Here is an 18,271-nt window from a genome sequence, read left to right on the forward strand (position 1 = left end):
CCGTCCCATCTGGAACGGCCGGCCTTTTCTTTGTGTTGATGTTCTGTTTAACTATTCGGCTGCTTTCAGCGTGCCATCCGCAGGAAGGATTGCGACATCAGTCGGGCCTCTTTCTTGCGGTTCATCCCAGATAATCTCGGTTGCTTTTAGCTTTTTGGCCGATTTGTTCAGGCGCATGTCCTTTGCAATCCGACTAGACCGCCCCGATGTGAGGCGTGCTAGCAACCGGCCAATCCAGATCAGGTAAGTCGACACCCAAACGCGCAAGGCTAGGAAAGATGGCGTGACAATCAATGTCAGGATCGTCGCAATTCCCAAACCAAACACAACAGCCGTGGCAAGTTGTTTCCACCACAGAGCAGTGGGGCTGTCGATGGAGTACCCACCTCCCAAGAAATCCAGAGACAAGCCAAACATCATCGGCGTCAAACCAGCCATTGTTGTGATCGTTGTCAACAAAACTGGACGGATACGTTGTTCTGCAGTGCGAATGATGGCCTCGATCCGAGGCATATATTTGCTGAATTCCTGATAGGTATCGATCAGAACAATGTTGTTGTTCACCACAATTCCAGCCAAGGCAACAATCCCCGTCCCGGTCATAATGATCGAGAACGGTTGCTGCATCACCATCATGCCGATCAGAACCCCTGTCGTCGACAGAACCACCGCCAACAAAACAAGCACCGAGTTGTAGAAGCTGTTGAATTGGGTCAGCAGGATAATGAACATCAATCCCAAGGCCCCGGCAAAGGCGCGGACCAAGAAGGCTCCAGATTCTTCTTGCTCCTCCTGATCACCGGTCCACTCCCAGCTGAGAGAACTTGGAAACGGATCCGTTTCCAGCCATTCGGTCAAGACAGCGATCCGTTCAGTGGCATTGATTGGAATAACGCGCGCGCCTTGGTCTGCCAGAGCCTCTCGAAGCGCCTCAATGCTGTCGGAGTTGGTCAGCGTTACCAATTCAAACGGGACCCCATTTTCGCTTTCGATTGTAGGTCCGGTGGGGCTTTGGCCTTCGGGGATGGATTTGACCACGGCCAAGCGGGTCTCTGATCCGTCTTCGCCTTTGATCGCAACTTTACTCAGCCCGCTCAAGACATCGGCTTTGATATCGAAAAAGCGTTCTTGGTCCACGCGGCTGATTTTGGCCAGTTGCTCAACAGGCTTGCGCGTGATGAAATTTGAAAGCGGGATCAGCCCGTCAGGGGTCCGCACCTTGAGTGTGTCCAAAGTGCTGAGAACCCGATCTTCGTCAGGTAGACGGACACGGATTTCAATCTCGTCATCAGACGTGTCGACGCGCATCGTGTCCAGCAGGATCCCGCGTGTCACCAGCTGCACCATGGCGCCAACGGTGGCCACATCCGCACCAAAGCGACCCGCTTTGGCGACGTCTACGTCAATTTGCCAATCAATGCCGGGCAGGGGCAGGCTGTCTTCGATTGTGAACAGGCCAGGCGTATCTTCGAATGTAGTCCGCGCAAGGTCTGTCGCTGCTTTGAGGTCATCCCAATTTTGCCCCTTCAGGCGCAAATGTACAGGTTTACCCGAACCGGGACCTTGCTCAAGAGCCACGATTTCAGCCTCGAAACCGGGCAATTTTACCAATTCAGCGTTCAACTGATCGATCACAAAGTTTCCGTCAAACGCGGGGGCGGTGATGTCGCGCTCCAACTTTCCAAAGAACCAGCTTTCGCGGGCTGTTGGGCGGTCTTCCCAAGGGATGATTTCGAACTGAACTTGGCCCACTGTATCACCGGGGGCCCGCTGACCGGGGCCGCCGGTATCCAATCCCCCTTCGCCAGCAAAGGCAAAGACGTTGATGACCGCAGGGTGGGCGCTGATGACTTCTTCGACCTGCTGAACCATTTGATCGGTTTCTGTCAGCGAGACGTTCCCGCGTGAACGGACATAGACGGTTGCCTGTTCCGGCTCGCTCTCAACAAAGAATTCAACCCCGCGAGAATTCGCGGGAAACAAGACGGTGACCACATAGAACACAGCAGCGAAAACAGCAGCAATCGACACGATGGGCATGATCGGGTTGCCCACGATGAACTTGATAATGTGCCCAAAGGATGAATGCCCTTGCGATGTTTCAACCTGCTTTTCTTTCCGCTGATACTGCGCTGCCCCCAAAGTGACCGATGCGGCAAACGCCCCGATCAGGAAGATGAATGCTCCTACGATTGTGCCCCCGCTAGCTTCGGCGGGCATGATGTATGTGGGGTTGAGCAATTGCATGGCCCCTACAAACATTGTGAACAGCGCCACGGGAACCAGAGCAGCACGCACGACCCAAGGTGTGCTCGCTCGCAACCATTCGGACATGTTGTTGAAAAAACGGCTCATACGGCCTGATACACCGCCCATAACAGGAAGATAGATCAGAGCCACAACAAGAGAGGCAGATAGAACAAAGATCAAGGTGACAGGCAGCATTCCCATGAACTCTCCGGGAACGCCGGGCCAGAACAGCATGGGCAGGAACGCACAGAGCGTTGTCGCTGTAGAACTGACAATAGGCCAAAACATGCGCTGTGCCGCTTCGACATAGGCGTGCATCGGGCCAACGCCTTGTTTGATGCGTTTGTCGGCGTATTCAACGACCACAATCGCGCCATCTACCAACATGCCAACCGCAAGGATCAAACCAAACATCACAATGTTTGAGATGGAGATCCCCATCAAAGCGAGCAGGGCAAAACACAATAGGAACGAGGTTGGGATTGCAAAACCAACCAACAGGGCAGCACGGCTCCCGAGCGAGGCAAGTACAACAATCATAACCAATGCAATTGCGGTCAATACAGACCCTTCAAGTTGGCTCACCATCGAACCGACAACGCGGCTCTGATCGTTCGAAGTGCCGACGTCTACAGCGGCCTGCAACTCTGGAGGCCATTCACTCTGGGCCTTCGCTAGGGCGACCTTTACCGCATCGACGGTATCAATCAGGTTGAAACCTTTGCGCTTGACCACTTGCAAGGCGACTGTGGCCTCTCCGTTAAAGCGGGCGGTGCCTTTGCGATCCTCAAATGTGTAGTTGATCTCGGCCAGTTCGCCCAACGTCACGACACGATCGCCATTGGTCTTGATTGGCAACCCGTACACATCCTGTGCCGTTTTGAACGAGGCTGGGATTTTGACCGAGAACGTGCCCTGATCTGACTCGATCTCACCCGCTGCGATCAGCTGGTTGTTGTTTTTGACGACATTGATCAGCTCAACCGCGGTGACGTTGTACGCTTCGAGCCGTAAGGGGTCGATCACCACTTCGAGCATTTCATCCCGGTTGCCCGCAATGCCCGCCTCAAGGACGGAATCTAAGGCTTCCAGGTCATCCTGCAGGTTCTTGGCGATACGCGCCATTGTGCGCTCAGGAACCGCACCTGTCAGGTTGACGATAACGATCGGGAATTCGGAAAAGTTAAGCTCTTCAAGGCTATATTGTTCAGAGCCGTCTGGGAACTCGGCCTGAGCTGAGTTCATCGCATCCCGCACATCAGCGGTAATGGCGGTCTTATTCCATCCAAATTCGAATTCCAAAGCGACCCCAGCGTACCCTTCGGCAGCAGTCGAGGTCATTTTTTTCAGCCCATCGAGATCGGCAAGTTCCGTCTCCATCGGCTTGACCAGCAAGCTTTCACTGTCTTCTGCCGAAATGCCCGGGAATTGCACCGAAACAAACAAAGCAGGGATCTCAATGTCTGGCTCACCTTCTTTGGGCAGGTTCACATAAGCAAACCCACCAATCAGAAGAGACAGCAAGATAAAGGCAAGGACCATCCGCGCACGCGCGGCGGCCCAATCCACCATTCCAATCATTGGGCGGCCTCCCGGTAGGTTGGCGTAACAGTCACCCCTTTGGTGACGAAATCTTGTCCCATCACGATGACGTCTACAGTTTCTGGCAACCCATCCAGCCAGACCCCCTTAGTGTCATCACGCAGCAGTTTAACGGGCATGAAATCCACGACATTGTCGGTGCCGACGGTGCGTACCCCCAATTGACCATCGTTGTTGAGGGTCAGGGCGGATTGCGGCACTTGGTGCGCTTTGGCGCCGGCAGCTGAAATCGCGATCGTGGCTGTCTGGCCATCCCGAATAAGCAATTCGGGATTCGGAACGGTTACTTCAACTTCGAAGGTCCGCGTTGTTTCATCGGCAGACCGGCTCAGGAAGGTCACGCGCCCTTGAACCTGCAGACCGGAAATAAGCTGGGCACCGGCCATTGATCCGACAACAACACGGTTCACCGAAGTTTCCGGCACAAACCCAACGACCTTGATGGGGTTGAGTTGGATGATGGTCCCGCAGAGGGATCCGGGCTGCATCAAGCTGCCGAGTTCAGCCGTATCACTTTCCAACAAGCCTCGGAATGGCGCAGTGATCGTCATGCGGTCTATTTCACGCTGTGCGGCCGCGACAGCAGCAGTGGCAGCCTCGATGCCGGCCTTGGTGGCTTCCAAACCGGATTCCGCCGTTGCAATGCCTGCCTCTGCAGAACGAACCGCGGCTTCGCTGGCGATCCGGCGCGTTTCAGAGCCATACCCACCTTCTGACAGCTTCTTTGCAGCGTTGTTGTTTATCAGGGCTTCGTCCAACCGCGCCTTGGCTTCGTCAAGGCGGGCTTCGGATTCTGGGACGCGGCTCATGGCTTCGATTTTGCGGGCCTTTGCTTCAGCAAGGCTTGCAAACCGAGTCCCAGGATCAAGTTCACACATAAGATCGCCGGCTTCGACAAACGCACCTTTGCGTTTGGGTTCAGAAATGACGGTCGAGGTTGTTTCCGCGCGAACTTCGACTTGGCGCACAGCCTTGGTTTGACCGCGCAATATAACGGCATTGTCGACCTCTCGGGCTGTGGAACGCAGAACCACCACACGAATGGCGTCACTCTGAGCGATCTCAGGTGCGATGCTGCCCTCGGCGTTAGAAGGGGCGTCAGTGTCAGTGTCAGTTACAGTCGCATCGGCTTTGGCAAAGGCAAGTAGAGTTTCCCGATCAAAAACGAGAAAATACAAACCTACAGAGACCAAAATGGCTGTAAGGAGTGGGATCAATCGCATGACGCGCCTTTCTAGAGTGTCTTATTCAAACGGCATTTGCAGAAAATTTCAGTGCCATATGGGACTGTGACATGGGGTTTGATCTGCGAGATGTCTATACTAAACCAACCAGTTCAGAAATATTTTTTTAAGCTGTAACGCCTCAGCTGCCAAATTGAACGTTCAGCAGCCCTTGGCTTGCGGCATGGGGCGCGGTATGAGAGGCCAACAAACTGTATCGAACCGAGGGCGGCTATGAGCGACACCGACAGCTTCATTGATGAGGTGACCGAAGAAGTACGGCGTGACCGTATGTTCCTAATGCTACGTCGGTATGGGTGGATCGGCGCCCTTGCTGTGGTCGCTATTGTGGGCGGGGCCGCTTATAATGAATACAGTAAATCACAGGCGACAGCGCAATCTCAAAAGTTGGGTGACGATATCATTGCCGCCTTGGCTGAAAATGACGCCGAGGGCCGGGCCTCCACTTTGTCAAAGGTTCAGGCCGGAACCCCTGGTGGGGCCGCAGTTGTTGAGATGCTTGTTGCAACAGCAAAATCAAATTCAGAACAGGTAGAGGCCGCGATCGCGGGGCTGAACAAAGTCGCCTCGGACGGGGATCTTCCTGTGATCTACCGTCAAATCGCCAGCTTTAAGGCGCTGACGTTGCAAGGTGATAGTTTGTCGGTCAATGACCGCCGCCAACAGTTCGAAGCCCTGGCCCAGCCGGGTGCGCCTTTGCGTCTGCTTGCAGAAGAGCAGCTTGCTCTGATTGATATCTCCGAAGGGGACATTGCAGCGGGCGAAGAACGCTTGCAAAACATTTTGCAGGACTCCGAGGTGACCGCAGACTTGCAACAACGCGCAAGCCAGTTGATTGTGGCTCTGGGTGGAAAGCCCGAAGCGCTTCCAGGTCAACAAGGGTGATCCAGTAAGTATCGCTGCTTGGAGCTAGCAGAACGGTTCGAATAAAAAGACAGGCGACTTGAATATGGCATATTTTTCTCTGACACGTGGCGGCCTCGCCTTGATGGGGACGACTTTGTTGATGCTTGGCGCTTGTGGCGAGCCCGAAATCATCCTGCCAGGACAAAGAGAGAATATTCGAGGCTCGGGTGAGCCGGCAACTTTGGGTTTGCCGTCTGAGTCCAAGCCAATTCGATTGGCTGCGCCAACTTCCAACAAAAGCTGGCCACAGAGTTTCGGGACTGAAGCCTTTCGTGTTGCACACCCTGCCTTACGACCCTCACCACAGTTGGTTTGGTCCGCAGATATTGGGGAGGGGAATTCACGTCGGCAGCGCATCACCGCAAGCCCTGTTGTTGCGGGCGGTTTGATTTATACATTGGACTCCGCCGGACGTGTCAGCGCGGTTTCATCTGGCGGCGGTGCAGTGTGGTCAACTGATCTTGTGCCAGCCGGAGAAAAAGAAGGGCAGGCGACTGGCGGTGGCATGGCCTACGCTGACGGTGTGCTTTATGTGTCCTCTGGGTATGGCCTTCTCACCGCATTGGATGCCAAATCCGGCCAACAGCGGTGGCAGCAGAAACTGAATGCTACAGGCAGTGGAACCCCGACTATTCGTGATGGGCTAATCTATCTGGTCGCCGGGGATGACACCGGTTGGGCGATCCGCACCAAAGATGGCCGTATTGCCTGGCAAATTCAGGGAACCCCGAGTGTCGGTAATGTTTTGGGGGCTCCGGCTCCGGCTTTGACTTCTGATCTGGCCATTTTTGCGTTTGGATCCGGAGATATCTCGGCCAGTTTCAAAAAGGGTGGCCTTGGACGATGGACATCCTCGGTGTCCGGTCAGCGCAAAGGACGTGCATCGGCTTTGATCGGGGATGTGACCGGCAGCCCGGTCGTCTCTGGAAAACGTGTATTTGTGGGCAACCATTCTGGACGAACCGTTGCGTTGAATGCAGTGTCGGGTGAACGGTTTTGGACCGCTGATGAAGGGGCTTTGGGGCCAATTTGGCCCGCAGGAGATAGTATTTTCCTAGTGAGCGATCGCAACCAGCTGGTTCGGATGAATGCCTCTGACGGGACTGTGATTTGGGCCAAGGAATTGCCCGGCTTTGTCAAGGACAAGCCCGGTAAACGGGGCGCAAGCTATGCGAATTATGGTCCTATCCTGGCAGGTGGTCGGGTGATCGTTGCCTCGGGTGATGGCAATATCCGGTTCTTCAATCCGGAAAATGGTACCATGACGGCACAGGTCCCTGTGCCAAACGGGGCGACGAGTGGACCGGTCGTTGCAGGCAACACTTTGTACGTTGTCGGTGCAAAAGGCCAACTGTACGCTTTCCGTTGACGCCAAGATGCGCTACACGGCGCGTCTGAGTCTTACAAAGATAGTGCCATGTCCCTGACCCTCGCCATTGTGGGGCGCCCTAATGTGGGCAAATCCACGTTGTTTAACCGCCTTGTAGGTAAGCGCCTTGCTCTGGTCGACGACCAACCTGGCGTGACGCGCGATTTGCGCGAGGGAGAGGCGCGTCTTGGCGATCTCCGGTTTACCGTGATTGATACCGCCGGATTGGAAGATGCGAACGACGACAGTTTGCAGGGGCGTATGCGGCGATTGACCGAACGCGCTGTGGATATGGCTGACATCTGCCTGTTCATGATCGATGCCCGGACTGGGGTAACCCCCACGGATCAGATCTTCGCCGAAATCCTGCGCAAGCGGTCTGCGCATGTCATCCTTGCTGCGAATAAGGGCGAAGGCTCTGCCGCAGATGCAGGGGTGATCGAAGCGTATTCTCTGGGGTTAGGGGAACCGATTCGTCTTTCTGCTGAACACGGCGAAGGGATGAATGATCTCTACAGCCATTTGATGCCCATCATCGATACGTTGAGCGAAACCAAAGTTGATGATGCCCCCGAAACGGACGTGGATCTGGACGAAGAAGAACTGGATGAAAACGGGTTCTTTCAAGCCCCGCCAATTACCAACGCCAAGCCTTTGCAAGTTGCCGTTGTGGGGCGTCCAAACGCAGGTAAATCGACTCTGATCAACAAAATTGTTGGCGAGGACCGCCTGCTTACCGGCCCCGAGGCCGGCATTACACGGGATGCAATCAGCCTGCGTACGACGTGGGGTGAAACCCCCATGCGGATCTTTGATACTGCCGGTATGCGCAAAAAGGCCAAGGTTCAGGAAAAGCTCGAAAAGCTCTCCGTTTCCGATGGTTTGCGCGCCGTCAAATTCGCCGAAGTTGTGGTTGTTCTGCTTGACGCAGCGATCCCCTTTGAACAGCAAGACCTGCGGATCGCAGATCTGGCAGAGCGCGAAGGTCGATCCGTTGTTATCGCTGTGAACAAGTGGGACATCGAAGACGAAAAGCAGGAAAAGTTGAAGGATTTGAAAGAATCTTTCGAACGTTTGCTACCGCAATTGCGTGGCGCTCCGCTGATCACTGTATCTGCCAAGACGGGTCGAGGTCTCGATCGATTGCATGACGCCATCTTGCGATCCTATGACGTCTGGAACCGGCGTGTGCCAACAGCTGCGTTGAACCGGTGGTTGATCGGGATGCTTGAGCAGCACCCACCACCAGCCCCACAAGGCAAGCGTATCAAGCTGCGCTACATGACGCAGGCCAAGACGCGCCCGCCCGGATTTGTTGTAATGTGTTCCCACCCAGACAAGATGCCGGAAAGCTATAACCGGTATCTGGTGAATGGGTTGCGTCAGGACTTTGATATGCCAGGGTCACCCATCCGGCTGACGCTGCGGTCCCAAAACGACAAAAACCCGTACAAGGGCCGTAAGAAGAACGCACCGAGCAAATTGCGAAAACATACAGACGGACGCAGACGCTAAGATTTGCACTTTGGAAAACTAAAAACAGCTCTCGGTTCGGGGGCTGTTTTTCTTTTTTAGGGGGCGCATGCATTAAGTTTGCCCTGAAAAACTTGCATAACCTTTGAACCTTGCTAGTTTTTTAGAGATCACACCTTTTGGCGCAGGCCAACCGGGGAGGGTAGGCGTGGACCTAAGAGAATATACACGGCAATATTGTATTAAAGATAACAGGCTGGCAGCTATCAGTTTTTTGGGAACCTTCGCGGTTTACTTTGCAGCGCTTGCTTTGGCGATCTGGTTTTCAGATTATTGGTTCATTCTGTTGCCGGCTGGGGTGATGTTTGCAATTGCGGCGGTGCGTTTATACGTGTTGCAGCACGATTGCGGCCATCATTCGCTGTTTGAAACACGGCAGCAAAACGAGATTGCGGGGCACATTCTGTCCCCCTTCACGTTCGCCCCTTTTGAAGTCATGAAACAGAACCATAACCTGCATCATGCGGGCATTGGGAACTTGGATCATCGAGAGTCGGGCGAAGTCCACACGATGACGGTCAAGGAATGGTATGCCGCCAAGGCCCGGACACGTCTGTGGTATCGGCTTTATCGAAACCCCTTCATACTTGTGCCAGTTGGGGCGTTGTTCACATACTTCGTCCGCTACCGTTGGCCTAAGAATACGCTTCGCTTTGGTGTTGCTGGGGTGCTCATGCATAATGCGGTGATTGTTTGTGGGCTGATCGCCCTCTATGCGATTGCCGGATGGACAGGGCTTGTGATTTGGCTCGCATTTTCTTTGCTAGGGGGGATGCTTGGCGTCTTTCTTGTCTACTTGCAGCATAATTTTGAAGATACCTATTGGGATCGGCGCCCCGATCTGGACCCACAAATAGCAGCATTGCAGGGGTCTTCAGCACTTGATTTTGGGTGGGCTTTCGATCTGGCAGTTGCCTGTATCACTTTGCACGACATGCACCATTTCAACGCGCGCATTCCGTCCTATCGGCTGCGGGCTTGCCACTATGGGCTCCCTCCAGAATATGCTCCGCGGAGGATTAAATTCCCCGAGGCGGTGGCCGCGCTGAACCTCAAGCTTTGGGATGAAGACAAAATGAGATTGGTTCCGTTTCCGTCGCTCTAAAATTGGGGTTTTGGCACGTTTGCGTGCTGAAGCTTGCCTATGGTATATCTTTTGTATATACAAAATGAGTAACGGGTCAGCATGTTATGAAAGGATGAGAGATGAGCTCAGTTAAAGATGTACGTGGAGTTGGGCCAACACTCGCCGCTTCTCTGATCTCCCATGGGATCAAGACGGCGCAGGCATTGGCCAACACCGCACAAGAGACTTTGCTAAAAGTGCCTGGAATTGGCGCGGCGCGCGCCCCCGCTTTGATTGCTGCTGCTGTTGAGGTTTCATCTGAGGTCACCGCTGCACCAAAACCGGCCACTCCTGCGAAGCGCAGGAGACCTGCCGTCCGTAAGTCCCCACGCGTCCGCCCCAGCCCTTCCGCAAAGCAAGAGGCTGCTGCGGCACCTAAAACCGCTGCAAAGGCAACGCCTGCTCCGAATGATACGACGCCCCAGAAAGCCCAAGAAAAACCGGTCGCAATGAAGGCTTCTCAGAAAGAGGCTGAAGCCGATAAAGCCAAAGCTAAGAAAAAAGCCAAAGCAAAGTCCAAAGCAGATAAAGCTGCAAAACAAGCAGCAAAGTTGGAACGGAAATTTTCTAAGGCAAAAGAGAAAGTGAAGGCGAAAGCCAAGGCCAAAAAGGAAAAATCCAAAAAAGATAAGGCCGACAAGGACAAAAAGACTGACAAGAAAACCAAGTCAGACAAAGCTACCAAATCAGATGGCAAGGCGAAGAAGGGTAAGTGTGGTCAGTCTAAAGGTAAGAAAAAAAAATCTGCTAAAAGCAAAAAGTAGAGCGTACCTGCTCAGGTACAGGATTTTCTCATGCCTTGAAAACGCCAAGCTCCGCAAAAGAGCTTGGCGCATGCGTTCAAACGAGATTACCTTCTAAGGTCATCGTCTGCTTTCCACCAAGATAGGGTGCCAGAACGTCTGGCAAGGTCACTGTTCCATCCGCGTTCTGACCGTTCTCTAGAACGGCAATCAAGCAGCGGCCAACCGCAAGACCAGATCCATTCAGGCTGTGCACGAATTCAGGTTTTGCACCTTCTTCGGGGCGGAACCGGGCATTCATGCGACGGGCCTGAAAATCTCCAGTAGTCGAAACCGAAGAGATTTCGCGATAGGCGTTCTGGCCGGGTAACCAAGCCTCGATATCAAAGGTGCGGCGCGCGCCAAATCCCATATCGCCTGTACACAGGATCACTGTGCGATAGGGGACGCCCAATTGCTCCAACAGATCTTCGGCGCAACGCAACATGCGTTTTTGTTCTGCATCGGACTCATTTGGGTGGGTGATAGAGACCATCTCGACTTTTTCGAACTGGTGCTGGCGCAGCATGCCGGATGTATCACGTCCTGCGGATCCGGCCTCGGACCGAAAGCAGAGTGTGTGTGCGGTCATGCGGATCGGCAATTGGCTGGCTTCCAGCACATCACCGGCAACCGAATAGGTCAACGGAACTTCGGATGTCGGCACCAACCACCAACCGTTCGTGGTCTGATAGCTGTCTTCGCCGAATTTAGGCAGCTTGTCGGTTCCGTACATCGCCTCATCGCGCACCAAAACGGGCGTCTGGACTTCGGTCAGGCCATTTTGGTCCACGTGCGTGTCGATCATGAACTGAGCCAGTGCCCGATGAACCCGAGCCACCGCGCCCTTGAGCAGCACAAAACGGCTGCCTGAAATTTTGGCAGCGGTTTCGAAATCCATTAATGCGGACACTGCAGGAATATCGAAATGTTCCTTGGCTTCAAAATCAAGCTCTGCCGGAGTTCCCCAGCGGTTGACCTCGACGTTGTCGTTTTCGTCAGCCCCTTCGGGTACATCTTGGGCGGGGGCATTGGCTATACGCGCAAGCTTGTCAGTCAGCTGGGCGTCCAAATCCTTGGCGTCGGACTGCATGGCTGCAATCTCGGCCTTTTTCTCGGCAACGAGCGCACGCAACCGTTGGAACTCATCCTCGTCGCCACGCCCTTTGGCGGCACCGACTTCTTTTGATGCTTTGTTCTGTTCTGCCTGTGCCGTTTCCGCAGCTTGAATTTTGGTGCGGCGCTCCGAGTCCAACGCCAAAAGCTCTTCTGACATTGCCGCATCCCCACGCCGCGCCAGGGCAGCGTCAAAGGCGGCAGGGTTTTCGCGAATGGCGCGGATGTCATGCATGTCTTGGGTCCTTGAATGTGTGATTCACTGAGCCCGGTTATGCCTTATCTCTTTGGCGGGGGGTAGCGCCTGATTGCGCCATCAGTCGGCTTTCTCTACTGTAGCCAACTGTTCTTCGTGTGCAAGTTGCCCATTCCATTTGTGATCCGGGATTTTGGGTTCTGCCGGATCGGCGATGTACGAGGGTGTCATGATCTGGACATGGTTTTCGGTGAAAACTGCAACAATGTTACGATGCAAATCCGATTTGATGCGCGGAATAGATGCGCCACGCGTGGTGTAGGCGTTGATCTGGTAATTCGTCGCGTAATCCGCCAAAGCCGACCACAACACAAAAGGCTCGGGCCGGTTTTTGAGGCCTTTGGTTCGATGAGCAGCTTCGATGAGCATTGCATCTACCTTTTCCGGGGGCTCTTCGTATCCAATGCCCACAGTTGTGTGGACAAGCAGACCACTTCCATCGACCTTTTTGGTGTAGTTGATAACTTCGGAATTCAACAATTGGGCGTTGGGGATCGATATGAGCTCATTCTTGATCGATTTTAGATGTGTTTCCATCAGTTTGATTTGCACAACATCTCCAACATGTTCGCCGATCTGGATGCGATCGCCGATGCTGGTCGAGCGTCGATAGATTACAAAGAGTCCTGATAGAATGTTACCAACAACCGAATTGGACCCAAGAGAGAGCATTGCCCCAATGAGCAGGGTCAAGCCTTGGAAGGCGGCGCTGTCCGATCCGGGGATGTAGGGGAAAGAGAAAACAAGCGCGATCAAGATGACCACTGCGCGTATGATGTTAAACGTTGGATTGATCCAATGGCGTTCGAAATCGCCCAGATCGAAGCTACCGGCTTCTACTGCATCGAAAAAGACCCGAAAGCCCTTAATAATGTACTGGGTCATCAATGCGATGACAGCCAAAGTGATCATGTCAGGGATGTATCTAAAAAACCCAAGAATGATGTTCAGGACCGGAACGGTCACATAGGTCAACAAGATTTGCGCGATATAACGTGTTTCAGCAAACGCGAGCAGCACAAAGGACAAGAAGTAATAGGTGCCGAGAAAGAATATCGCCAGCAGAACAAAGTTCACACCAAACCGGATTAGGGCCGCAATGGCTTCGGCCTGTACCTGAGCATTTGTTGCGGTTTCCACATCCGCAAAATGGCGGTGAACCACCTTGGTGATCCTATGTTTCAGCTTTCGCCGCAACCAGATCAGAATAAACGAAAACAAAGAAAATCCGGCGATCCACAATATCGCGTCAATTGCACCCGATACGCGCGCTTCGTCGGACCTGTCAGTTCGGTAACTTAAAATCGCTTTGCGGATTGCCTCGCCTTGAAGTTGTGCCAACACCGCGATGTCCATTTGCTCCAGCTCGGCATCCGATGAGGTTACAACAGTGATTTCCTGTCCATTAGCAAACAGGACAATTCCCAGGTCTGTTATATTTTCTGTGATAACAACCGTGTCTGTGTTGGATGTTTCGGCCAATGCAATGATGCGGTCCTGAACAAATGCGACCCGGGTAGAAGCGGGAAGGGCGCTTGACCCGCGAAGATAGAAAAGCTGATTGCCATCAACGATGACTGGGGATTTAAAGATACCTTCGGTATCTTCGGTTTGTTCGGCTTGTGTCGCAGGAGCAGTTGGCGAGGCTTCTTGAGCCAGCAAAGGCCCATTAGAAAAGACCGCAACCGCCGCCAGCACGGTCAGCAAAAAACGAAGCAGTTGGATCATGGGAGGCCTCCTGTAATGAGTGGACTATACCCCGGCCGGAAGACGGGCCAATGGCTATCTTTCAGAACTTTTTGCGATTGTGGGACTTCTGTCGTGCAATGAGTTTATCCGGGAGCACGGGTTCTCTTGCAAACCCCCGGATCAGCGCATAGGTTCCCGGCAAATTTGCGGGGGGAATGCCCCTTGCCTCTGAACAAAGGAATATCCCATGGACGTTGGCGCACTCGGTCAGTTTCTTCCGCTCATTCTTATTTTTGCGATCATGTATTTCTTGCTGATCCGCCCGCAGCAGAAAAAAGTAAAAGAGCATCAGGCGATGGTTGATGCCGTACGTCGTGGAGATCAGGTTGTCACCCAGGGTGGTTTGATCGGTAAGGTTGCCAAGGTCAAAGAAGATGGCGAAATCGAAGTAGAAATCGCCGAGGGCGTCAAAGTGCGTGTGGTCAAAGCCACGCTTGCTCAGGTTGTCAGCAAGACCGAACCTGCCAAGTAACTCTGACCTCTAACACATTCAAAAGGCAGGGTAATGCTGCAAATCGACACCTGGAAGCGGGTTCTCATCTGGCTGGTCTGTTTGGCCGGTTTAGCGATGGCCCTGCCGAATGCGTTCTACACGCGTGTAGAACAGAGCAACGACGCCGTCTCAGCGATTGAGCTGGGCGGTGCTACGTCTGAGTTGACGCTACAAGCTGGGCAATGGCCCAGTTGGATGCCCTCATCATTGGTGAATTTGGGTTTGGATCTGCGCGGTGGTGCGCATTTGCTTGCCGAGGTTCAGGTCGACGATGTCTACGCCAGCCGGATGGAGGCCATGTGGCCAGAAGTGCGTGATGCACTGCGCCCTGAGCGCGGGACCGTTGGTTCGATCCGCAAACAACCTTCCGAAGCGGATGAGATTCGGATCAAGATCACCAAACCTGAGGGTATGTCTCGGGCCTTGGAAGTTGTACGTGGCTTGGCCCGTCCGATCCAATCCCTGTCCGGGGTGGGGTCTTACGACATCGAAGTGCGCAGCGAAGGGTCCATCATCGTGGTCCAACTGTCCGAGGCAGAAAAGCTGGCATCGGATGACCGAACTGTACGACAAGCACTGGAAATCGTACGACGCCGGATTGATGAGGTTGGTACACGCGAGCCTACGATCCAACGTCAAGGTGCTGATCGCATCCTGATTCAGGTACCTGGCATCGGTAGCGCCTCGGAGTTGAAAGAGATTATCGGGACAACAGCACAGCTTTCGTTCAATCCCGTTGTATCGCGCGGAACCGACGAAGATGCTGCTGCCGGCGTTGGCAACAAGGTGATCCCATCGCTGGATGATGAAGGGATCTTTTATACTGTCGAAGCGGCCCCAGTGGTGACCGGCGAAGAATTGGTTGATGCGCAACCCGCGTTTGACCAAAACGGCCGACCCGCGGTGAATTTCCGTTTTAACACCTCTGGTGCGCGCAAATTCGGTGACTATACGCTTGAAAACATCGGCAGCCCGTTTGCGATTGTTCTGGATGATGAGGTGGTTTCCGCCCCGGTCATCCAATCGCATATCCCGGGTGGTTCTGGGATCATCACCGGAAACTTTACCGTCGAAGAAAGCACCAACTTGGCCGTTTTGCTTCGGGCAGGGGCCTTGCCAGCAGGCTTGAATTTCCTCGAAGAACGAACCATCGGCCCAGAATTGGGACAAGACAGCATTGATGCAGGTAAAGTCGCAACGATTATCGCATTTGCGGCGGTGCTTGTGTTTATGGCGCTCAGCTACGGTTTGTTCGGCTTGTTTGCCAATGTGGCATTGATCCTGAACGTCGCGCTGATCTTTGGCTTGCTGTCTGCAATTGGGGCAACGCTCACGTTGCCGGGGATTGCGGGTATTGTTTTGACGGTTGGTATGGCTGTTGATGCGAATGTGCTGATCTTTGAACGTATTCGCGAAGAATTGAAGACGGCCAAAGGACCTAGCCGCGCCATTGAGTTGGGGTATGAAAAGGCTCTGTCTGCCATTCTGGATGCCAACATCACGACCTTCATTACTGCGGTGATCTTGTTCGCTATGGGCTCTGGCCCGGTGCGCGGATTTGCGATCACTTTGGGTCTGGGTATCCTGACCTCGGTCTTTACAGCGATCTTCGTCACGCGGCTGATGATTGTGATCTGGTTTGAACGCCGCCGTCCAAAAACGATCGAGGTGTGATATGCGTCTGAGACTTGTTCCCAAGGAAACGAATTTCGATTTCTTTAGTGGCTGGAAAATCTGGCTTGGGCTTTCTGCACTGATGATGGTTCTGGGGTTTGCTTCGTTCATGTATCAGGGTTTGAATTTTGGTATCGACTTTCGGGGCGGGACCACGATCCGGACCGAAAGCCCGCAGGTGGTTGATGTCTCCGTGTATCGCGGCGCCATTGAACCGTTGGGTTTGGGCGATGTGACGATCACCGAAGTGTTTGATCCAACATTCGACGAAGACGAAAACGTTGCGATGATCCGGATCCAGGCCCAGGCAGACACCGAGTCCGTGAGTGCGGATATGGTGCGTGACGTTCAGGCTGCTTTGAAGGCTGTCGCGCCTGACATCAAGTTCATCTCGGTCGAGTCAGTTGGGCCAAAGGTATCCGGGGAATTGATTCAGACTGCAGTTTTGGCTGTCGCTCTCGCGATTGGGGCCGTTCTGATTTACATCTGGCTGCGTTTTGAGTGGCAGTTTGCCTTGGGAGCGGTTGCGGCGCTGGTACATGATGTTGTCCTGACGATTGGCGTGTTCTCTGAACTTCAGATCCGCTTTGATTTGGCCATTATTGCGGCGCTTCTGACAATTGTTGGTTACTCGCTCAACGATACTGTGGTTGTGTTTGACCGAGTGCGGGAAAACTTGCGCAAATACAAAAAGAAAGAGCTGAAAGAAGTTTTGAATATCTCGATCAACGAAACCCTCAGCCGGACGGTTATGACCTCGGTTACAACGTTGTTGGCGTTGATTTCGCTTTATGTTCTGGGCGGCGACGTGATCCGTGGCTTTGTATTTGCGATGATCTGGGGCGTGATAGTTGGGACGTATTCGTCGGTTTTTGTCGCTTCGACAATCCTGCTGAAATTGGGTGTTAAGCGCGATTGGTCCAAGCCATCGAATACTTCTGGCAATCAGTTTGCCAACATTGATGCCTGAGGCGTTAACTGTAGCGCTCTCAACTCCGGGACTCACGTGGATGGCTGCGACCTTCTTGGTCGCAGGCTTGGTGCGGGGGTTTACCGGGTTTGGCTCGGCCCTGATTTTCGTGCCTGTGGCTACGCAGTTCATCCCCATGGTGGATGTCATCACCATCATCGTCTTCACCGGCATTGCTTCTGCTGCGGCTCTGTTGCCACGCGCATGGAGCAAGGCAGATCATAGCGAAGTTTCAATTCTTGTGTTGGCAACACTGTTAACGGTCCCCATAGGATATTGGATCATTGGGCAGCTTGACCCCGTTACATTGCGTTGGGTCGTCGCTGGGATAGTTACAGTAACACTTGCCGCTGTAATAACTGGCTGGCGTTACGAAGGTCGACTTGGCTTGCCCGGTCGTTTGGCGATTGGTGGCGGAGCAGGAATCGTTGGCGGCCTTAGTGGAATGACGGGCCCAGTTGTCATTATTTTCTACCTCGCGAATGCACGTCGCAGTGTTGAGTCTGTCCGCGCCAATACGATCCTGTTTTTGGCCGCAACCGATGTCATCATCCTGTGCAATCTTCTTTGGAATGGTGAGGTTCGAATGGATATGATCTGGGTCTCGGCCATCCTGTGCGTTCCCTATTTGACGACTGCGATGGTGGGGCAGGCACTGTTTCGCCCCAGCTTTGAGGGGATCTATCGTATGGCGGCCTATTCTGTGATAGGGATAGCGGTGATTTCTGGATTGCCAGTTCTGGATTAAGGAATGAAAAATGCGCTTGAATGAGGTCACGTATACCGATGCCCAGCCCATCGATGGGTACGGGCCAGGTTTCTTTCGTATCGGTGGGCAGGTTCAGCAGGGTGCCATTCTGACAGGGCCGTCTGGTACGCAATCATGGAACGGATACGAGGATGTCGATGTTTTGCTGACCTTGGTCGGTCAGGTTGATGTTCTCTTTGTCGGAACCGGGGCCGAAGTTGCCCATCTGCCAGCGCAGATGCGCCAAACGCTGGAAGAGGCGGGATTAGGTGTCGAACCCATGAGCACACCTGCCGCTTGTCGCACCTATAATGTTTTGCTGTCTGAGGGCAGGCGGATCGCTTTGGCGATATTGCCGGTTTAAAGGGCTTAGGTATTTCGGTTGTTTTGCAGCGGACCGATACCGACCTGCGGCAAATCCCACCTTTTGCCCTTACCACCAATGGGATAAGC

At 53.6% G+C, this 18,271-nt stretch carries 14 protein-coding genes; 10 read left to right on the forward strand and 4 right to left on the reverse strand.

Features of this window, described 5'->3' with window-relative positions:
• Positions 1–51 precede the first annotated feature (51 nt).
• Both ABWV33_RS03725 and ABWV33_RS03730 read right to left on the reverse strand, forming a co-directional pair.
• Positions 52–3,831: an efflux RND transporter permease subunit gene (locus ABWV33_RS03725; protein ID WP_353329147.1), complete on the reverse strand. Its 3,780-nt coding sequence runs from the start codon at positions 3,829–3,831 to the stop codon at positions 52–54.
• Complete coding sequence (locus tag ABWV33_RS03730; RefSeq protein ID WP_121999750.1) at positions 3,828–5,075, reverse strand: efflux RND transporter periplasmic adaptor subunit; 1,248 nt, start codon at positions 5,073–5,075, stop codon at positions 3,828–3,830. The genes ABWV33_RS03725 and ABWV33_RS03730 overlap by 4 nt, the downstream gene beginning before the upstream one ends.
• 234 nt (positions 5,076–5,309) lie before the next feature.
• Between ABWV33_RS03730 and ABWV33_RS03735 the strand changes: the two genes are divergently transcribed.
• From ABWV33_RS03735 to ABWV33_RS03755, 5 genes are all read left to right on the forward strand, one after another.
• Positions 5,310–5,981: a tetratricopeptide repeat protein gene (locus ABWV33_RS03735; protein WP_353329148.1), complete on the forward strand. Its 672-nt coding sequence runs from the start codon at positions 5,310–5,312 to the stop codon at positions 5,979–5,981.
• A gap of 64 nt (positions 5,982–6,045) precedes the next feature.
• Entirely contained in the window at positions 6,046–7,371 is a 1,326-nt protein-coding gene (locus tag ABWV33_RS03740; RefSeq protein ID WP_353329149.1) for a PQQ-like beta-propeller repeat protein, read from the forward strand.
• 48 nt (positions 7,372–7,419) lie between these two features.
• Positions 7,420–8,886 (forward strand): ribosome biogenesis GTPase Der, encoded by a 1,467-nt coding sequence (gene der / locus ABWV33_RS03745; protein WP_113823119.1) that lies wholly within the window; start codon positions 7,420–7,422, stop codon positions 8,884–8,886.
• Positions 8,887–9,052: 166 nt separating this feature from the next.
• Complete coding sequence (locus ABWV33_RS03750) at positions 9,053–10,009, forward strand: fatty acid desaturase (protein ID WP_353329150.1); 957 nt, start codon at positions 9,053–9,055, stop codon at positions 10,007–10,009.
• Between the two features lie 101 nt (positions 10,010–10,110).
• Complete coding sequence (locus ABWV33_RS03755; protein ID WP_353329151.1) at positions 10,111–10,794, forward strand: helix-hairpin-helix domain-containing protein; 684 nt, start codon at positions 10,111–10,113, stop codon at positions 10,792–10,794.
• A gap of 76 nt (positions 10,795–10,870) precedes the next feature.
• Here ABWV33_RS03755 and serS read toward each other — a convergent pair whose 3' ends face one another.
• Positions 10,871–12,163, reverse strand: coding sequence for a serine--tRNA ligase (gene serS, locus ABWV33_RS03760; protein ID WP_353329152.1), 1,293 nt, complete (start codon positions 12,161–12,163; stop codon positions 10,871–10,873).
• An 81-nt stretch (positions 12,164–12,244) separates the two neighbouring features.
• Positions 12,245–13,912 (reverse strand): mechanosensitive ion channel family protein, encoded by a 1,668-nt coding sequence (locus ABWV33_RS03765; protein WP_353329153.1) that lies wholly within the window; start codon positions 13,910–13,912, stop codon positions 12,245–12,247.
• Positions 13,913–14,120: 208 nt separating this feature from the next.
• On the opposite strand from ABWV33_RS03765, the gene yajC reads away from it, so the two are divergent.
• The 5 genes from yajC to ABWV33_RS03790 are packed head-to-tail and all read left to right on the forward strand — an operon-like array spanning position 14,121 to position 18,182.
• Positions 14,121–14,405 (forward strand): preprotein translocase subunit YajC, encoded by a 285-nt coding sequence (yajC, locus tag ABWV33_RS03770; RefSeq protein ID WP_113823124.1) that lies wholly within the window; start codon positions 14,121–14,123, stop codon positions 14,403–14,405.
• A gap of 33 nt (positions 14,406–14,438) precedes the next feature.
• Positions 14,439–16,100 (forward strand): protein translocase subunit SecD, encoded by a 1,662-nt coding sequence (gene secD, locus ABWV33_RS03775; RefSeq protein WP_353329154.1) that lies wholly within the window; start codon positions 14,439–14,441, stop codon positions 16,098–16,100.
• A 1-nt stretch (position 16,101) separates the two neighbouring features.
• A complete protein-coding gene (secF, locus tag ABWV33_RS03780; RefSeq protein ID WP_353329155.1) occupies positions 16,102–17,070 on the forward strand; it encodes a protein translocase subunit SecF in 969 nt (322 codons plus the stop codon).
• 40 nt (positions 17,071–17,110) lie between these two features.
• Positions 17,111–17,818: a sulfite exporter TauE/SafE family protein gene (locus ABWV33_RS03785; protein ID WP_251134252.1), complete on the forward strand. Its 708-nt coding sequence runs from the start codon at positions 17,111–17,113 to the stop codon at positions 17,816–17,818.
• A gap of 10 nt (positions 17,819–17,828) precedes the next feature.
• A complete protein-coding gene (locus ABWV33_RS03790) occupies positions 17,829–18,182 on the forward strand; it encodes an Mth938-like domain-containing protein (RefSeq protein WP_113823128.1) in 354 nt (117 codons plus the stop codon).
• The last annotated feature ends 89 nt before the right edge of the window (positions 18,183–18,271 follow it).

The sequence above is a fragment of the Phaeobacter sp. NW0010-22 genome (assembly GCF_040365955.1).
Taxonomy (GTDB): domain Bacteria; phylum Pseudomonadota; class Alphaproteobacteria; order Rhodobacterales; family Rhodobacteraceae; genus OMPR01.